Origin of the sequence: Marinobacter iranensis, assembly GCF_029207565.1 — a bacterium.
Taxonomy (GTDB): Bacteria; Pseudomonadota; Gammaproteobacteria; order Pseudomonadales; family Oleiphilaceae; genus Marinobacter; species Marinobacter iranensis.
The window spans coordinates 1-235 of sequence record NZ_JANCMW010000411.1 but is presented as its reverse complement, the minus strand read 5'-3'; the positions used below and the strand labels follow the sequence as shown (position 1 = coordinate 235).

Genomic DNA, 235 nt, shown 5'->3' with positions numbered 1-235 from the left:
ATCCTTGGTCCGCATGGCGACGAGGTTGGGCGCGGCGCATTGCAGCTCGCGCGTATCTTCGATCAAGACGATACGGTCGGCGGTCTTGGCGACCTCGGCCAAGAGCGCGTTGACCAGGGTGGTCTTGCCGCTGCCGGTGCCGCCCGCGACCAGGATGTTGGCGCGGGCCGCAACACCATCGCGCAGCGCCGCCGCCTCGGCCGCCGACATGATCCCGGCCGCCCCATAATCGTCG

General features: G+C 69.4%; 1 protein-coding gene. It reads right to left on the bottom strand.

Annotated elements, in window-relative coordinates; all coding sequences use genetic code 11:
• Nucleotides 1–210 (bottom strand): ATPase, T2SS/T4P/T4SS family (locus tag NLU14_RS22905; protein ID WP_476738667.1); only part of this gene is annotated, 210 nt, incomplete at its 3' end.
• Nucleotides 211–235 lie beyond the last annotated feature (25 nt).